6 protein-coding genes are annotated in these 4,732 nt (G+C 43.3%); all 6 read right to left on the reverse strand.

Translation table 11 applies throughout. The features are described from left to right. Positions 1–2,259, reverse strand: a 2,259-nt coding sequence (locus tag VB836_RS13370; protein WP_323219756.1) for a VapE domain-containing protein, incomplete at its 3' end; no start/stop codon positions are given. A gap of 742 nt (positions 2,260–3,001) precedes the next feature. Then, positions 3,002–3,238, reverse strand: a complete 237-nt coding sequence (locus tag VB836_RS13375) for a hypothetical protein (RefSeq protein WP_323219757.1) — start codon at positions 3,236–3,238, stop codon at positions 3,002–3,004. Then, positions 3,195–3,527: a hypothetical protein gene (locus VB836_RS13380; protein WP_323219758.1), complete on the reverse strand. Its 333-nt coding sequence runs from the start codon at positions 3,525–3,527 to the stop codon at positions 3,195–3,197. The genes VB836_RS13375 and VB836_RS13380 overlap by 44 nt, the downstream gene beginning before the upstream one ends. Continuing rightward, complete coding sequence (locus VB836_RS13385) at positions 3,524–3,703, reverse strand: hypothetical protein (protein WP_323219759.1); 180 nt, start codon at positions 3,701–3,703, stop codon at positions 3,524–3,526. Before VB836_RS13385 ends, VB836_RS13380 begins: the two co-directional genes overlap by 4 nt. Further along, positions 3,700–4,041 carry a hypothetical protein gene (locus VB836_RS13390; protein ID WP_323219760.1) on the reverse strand — a complete coding sequence of 114 codons (342 nt, stop codon included), beginning with the start codon at positions 4,039–4,041 and terminating at the stop codon, positions 3,700–3,702. The genes VB836_RS13385 and VB836_RS13390 overlap by 4 nt, the downstream gene beginning before the upstream one ends. A gap of 266 nt (positions 4,042–4,307) precedes the next feature. Then, a partial coding sequence (locus tag VB836_RS13395; RefSeq protein WP_323219762.1) for a hypothetical protein occupies positions 4,308–4,732 on the reverse strand: 425 nt, incomplete at its 5' end.

Consider the following 4,732-nt stretch of genomic DNA (forward strand, 5'->3'; position numbering starts at 1 on the left):
AGTGAGCTGTTCAGGTGATAGTGGTGCCTCTGGTTTTTGTGTTTCTTGTAAAATATCGTTTTTTATTGTCTCGGTTATCTCAAGAACCTGGGACTGTTGACTGGTGGGGGTTTCGGGTGAGACAACCCATTGAGATAACGGTTGTCTCAAGGGTTGTCTCGGTTCAGGGTTGTCTCGGACACTGTTTTGATTCCTGTAACCTTGAAATTGTTTTCCATCTATCCTTACTCTGTCTTTTATCCACCCGTTCTGCTGTAAGACTTTCTTGATGTTCAGTTCTAATTCTCTGCGATCTCTAGTGGTGTCAGACTTAACGTCAAGATGTTCTACAATCCATCGGGTCGCAACCTTCTCTTTATCCGATACCAGTTCCAATATTTCATCTTCAAAGGGCAAAGCATCCATGAAACCCTGATTGATTTCTCCTGACTGTTCATCTTCCTCTTGAGTAAGCCACCATTTTTCCCCTTGTTGATAGAGATGAACAGCAGCACCCCAAATCTGATCACGGTGTTCTTTCAACCATTCAATATCAGCAGGTTTTTGAACTTCTATTAACCAAAAGCGTCGGTTTCCGGTTCTATCCTGCAAGAAATCATCTGAGTTTGTTGTCCCCAAAAGGATGGCCCGTCGCTCGCTCTTAGCAGTGTCTTTTGCATATGGTTTGCGTATCCAGTCAATAGACGTTGACATGAATTGCTTAACCTTATTAACGTCAGCTCTTGTGGTGATTCTGCCAATCTCGCTTAATTCACAGCCCCAACTTCGCCGCATTTTGACAAGTTCATCTTTATTGGTAATGTCGCCTACATCCTCACAGTAATATTCTTCACTAAACAGGGTTTTCCATGTAGTTGACTTAAACATTCCCTGTCTGGGACTATACAAAACTGTGGCTGTATCACACTTGCATCCTGGTTGATAAGTTCTTGCTACGCCTGCAATTAGTGTCTTTTTAAACATTGTTTGGGCGATGGGTTCTGAATTCCCAAATAGAACTTCTGCCAGGTTATCTAGAATGCTTGTGTCGCTGTATTGTTGAGCGCATTGGTCTAAATAATCCCTTACCGGGTCGTAGGTATTTTCTTTAGCAACTTCTACGACTATTCCCTCAACAACTTTTGCTCCACCTTCAATCCCCAGTCCAAAGCGTCGAGAAAGGCTAACGTCTAGATAATCTAGTTCAAAACGCTGTCCTTTGATACCTAATTCTTCATTGAACAGCTCGAGTTCTGTGCTACGTTCATTAAACCTCAGTTGATTACCTATTATTTGTCTTGCTCTGTCAATCTCCATTGCAATTTTAATGGCTTTATTGTCTTTGCCTTTGACATTACTGACTGGTAGTTCTAAGGGTTGATTCTGTGGTTGTGGGGTGATGAGTCTTGCAGTTTGCTCTAACTGTTTAACCCGTTGGTCGGGTGTCAGCTCAACCTGTTCAATCCAATCAGCAATATCGCCCTTTTCTGGCATTTCTGACCACAGTTCAACCGGGTTAACGGTTGCAATCAGAAAGTCTATTTGTTGGGCTGCTTTGATGATTTTCTCTGCTTTATTGGTTCCGGCTTCATCGTGGTCTGGAGAGTAGATGAGTCCTTTAACTCCTGAGCGTTTGAGTGTCAGCAGGTCAGCTAGGATGTCATCAAGCGTCCAGCTTCCCCCTTGCCAGGTGATGGCAACAATCTGATTCTCACGGGCTGCCTCAACGCATTTCTCACCCTCAACGCCTAACACCCATTTACCTTTACCATGACGGATTGCCTCGTTAATCCGGTAAGCATTCCAGGGTAAGTCACCCTTACCTGTTACCATCTCGGTGTCTTGCTGATGATAGGGTAGGACTTTTTTATCAAGTCGCTGACTTCCCTCAAACTGCTCAAGGCGTCTGACTTCCTGTCCAGGTGCGTAGGGATAGACGCTGATGACTTGATTGCCTTTGGTGACGGGTTGAGGAATTTTAGGCAGTTCGGCTAGCCTTGCCAGTTCAACAGTTGGTAGTGGCTTTTGCCGTGAGCTAGGACGTGATGAACTGGGGCGATAGGAGTAGCTGTTGCGGGTGAAGGATGAGTCTGGACGTTCAAGGGCGTAGAAGTAGTCACCCTCTTTGTCTGTCTTAGAGGTCTTTATCCATCCAGTAGCGGGGTCAATCCCTCGTTTACAGACAGTTAACTCTCCCAAACTATAGCACCAGTCGGGTTTACCACAGTGAGGGCAGGGATTATCTTTTGTGACGCGCTTGAGTTGTTCGGAGGCAACCATTAGCGATCACCTCCTTTGATTTGAGAAAAGACTTTACTTGAGAATTGTTTTAAGTTATATTTCATGTTTGTAAAGCAATAGACCCATCGCTCTCAAATCCCCAGTACAGAGCGGTGGGTTTTCGCTTTACAAACAACAGGTATTGCAAGGGATGAGAGCATTTAAGGTTCTAGCTCCTTCAACTGGGAAGTGAACTACGCTTCCCCCGCCTCCGGCTGTCTGTAAGGCCGTCTCCTTTTAAAGAGCATTACTCCTATACAGACCCTGTGTGAGTTAATTGCCCTCACGGACAAAAGCAGCTTCTTTACCTGTGGTCGTTCTGTACTTTTTTTACTAGATGTGAGCGGCGATGTCAATCTAGTTAGTAGTGAATGTTGTGGTTCTGTGTTACGCCTCTTAAGACGTGTTCAGTTTTGTACGATTTTTAGCGGAAAGGTGTCACCTTTCCTGCGAGGCTCTTGCCATCTCTCAGGGGTACTACAGGTTCTGAGATGAGCTTGCGGTTTTGTGCAATTTTTACCACAAGGGTGATCACCCTTTTCGCGAGAGAGTTGATAATTTTTGAGAATGTTCAAAGTCAGGTGTTGTGCTACAGCAGATTGGGGCGTGTTCAGTTTTGTAGAATTTTTACCAGAAAGGTTAAACCTTTCTAGCGAGTCTCTCACCCTCTCACGGGCTTTTGTAAGTTTGTAGAATTTTTAGCGGAAGGGCTATAACCGTTCCTGCGAAAAACCTCACAATTTTAGAGGGGTTCTGAGTCACCCAAAAGCGATCGCAAAACTGGGGATTCAACCGAGGTGACGTCAGCCTTCAGTTCAGCTTCAAGGTAAACCCGTTGATACTGGCTGTTACCTCTGTTGCTGTAGCTGTCGGATATTTCCAGCAGATTGATAACGTTAGCACGGGCTAGGAGGTCAAGGAAGGCTCTCCAGTTCTCAATCTCTTGAGCAGTTGCAGTCAGTCGGATTTTGGCGGTCATGGTATCTCCTAGAGCGGGGTAGGTTGTTTGCGATCGGGTTGAGCTTGAGCAGTTCTTGATGGTCATAGGCATCATCCCAAGCGTCGTTGTCAATCCAGAGTCTGTATTGAATATCTAAGTCACCGGTTGAGTCTGTGCTGATAACGTAGGATTCAACCTCAGCTAAAACGATTTGACTGAAACGCTTAAACAAAACTTCTTGACCAATAGAAAAGACTGGGTAGCCTAAAGCGTCTGCAATATTGTTTTCTACCCAGTCCCAAAATTGTTGTTGAGGGTTAGAATTCATTGCATTAATTCTTCAAGTACGGCTTGAGCGCATTTCATCAAGGTAGGTCTGCGAATAGTTTTGCTACCTTTCTGAGCAATATATCCGCCCTGAACTTCGTCTTTTTTGAATTTAATTCCAGTCTTAGAGAACAGCTCATTTAAGGGTTCTAAACGAATTGATTGTTTCCAAGTCATTGTACGGATTGCAATTCCCTTAAAATGTCATCACGTAAGTCCGAGGGAAGTTGCTTATACAGTTTTTTGATTTCCTCTTTCTTCTCTCCGAAAGTTTGATGAAGGTAAAAGTCCTCATCATAATCAAAAAACTCATCAAAACATGATGGTTCAGGCTTCTCAATCAACTCTCTTTGAATAATTACGCAATTGTTAACAATGTGAGCGACAAAATCAAGTATTTGCTGTTTGGTTTTTTCATCACTCAAGCAAGTGTTTTTTGAAGTCAAAACCTTAGCTAACTTTCCGTTGTATTCACTAATGCTGATTATGTTTTGCTCGATGTCTGTTGCCATCATAAACCTCTAATGATCTTTCAAGTCGTTAATTGACCAACTGTGTGAGATGGAATGATAAAAGCCTTTTTTAAAGTTATCTAGGCTTATATCATCATATTTTGGATTGTGAAGACAACGCCAGCAAATGAAGGCTGAACGAAAGTATTTTTGTCCACAAATTAAGTTGTCAAGAATAATGTTTCGATGATAGCCAATTTTTAGTAGTCTCATCGTTCATACTGTTCTGCAATAAATCGGGGGTGATTGTACACCCCCCTATGACCTGTTTAATTGTTGTCGTGTTCGTCTACCAGTTTGGGTTCAATCACTTCTGAAAGAACTGGTGATGCCTCTACTACAGGCGACTGTTCAACTGTCGGTTCTGACTGTCGATTACCTCTGTTGAAGAATTGCTCAATCTGGGTTAACAAATCATACTGGATTTCTTCAGTCTGGCTTGTCTCCTGAGCTGTGATAAAATCGGTCAATACATTAAGTTCTGAATCTACCCGTTGCCGTTCACTGATGGCGATGGGTTTGTTTTTGTGGTTGGTGTCGTAGGCTAGGATACTACAACCAAGGGCGGTTGAGGATGCGACTGTTTTCAACAAAATGTCAAGCTTTGGTGACAATGAGAGAACAGATAACAGTCCAGTGCAACCAAGCCAGAAGCTAACTCGTCTGTCAATCCTTTCAGGAATGGAAATTAGAG

The organism is Limnoraphis robusta BA-68 BA1 (genome assembly GCF_034932365.1).
GTDB lineage: Bacteria > Cyanobacteriota > Cyanobacteriia > Cyanobacteriales > Microcoleaceae > Capilliphycus > Capilliphycus robustus.

What these genes read in the sequence shown, in the direction of transcription:
- VB836_RS13375 (WP_323219757.1), bottom strand. Translation starts at nt 3,238, where the DNA reads ATGACCGCCAAAATCCGACTGACTGCAACTGCTCAAGAGATTGAGAAC.
- VB836_RS13380 (WP_323219758.1), bottom strand. Translation starts at nt 3,527, where the DNA reads ATGAATTCTAACCCTCAACAACAATTTTGGGACTGGGTAGAAAACAAT.
- VB836_RS13385 (WP_323219759.1), bottom strand. Translation starts at nt 3,703, where the DNA reads ATGACTTGGAAACAATCAATTCGTTTAGAACCCTTAAATGAGCTGTTC.
- VB836_RS13390 (WP_323219760.1), bottom strand. Translation starts at nt 4,041, where the DNA reads ATGATGGCAACAGACATCGAGCAAAACATAATCAGCATTAGTGAATAC.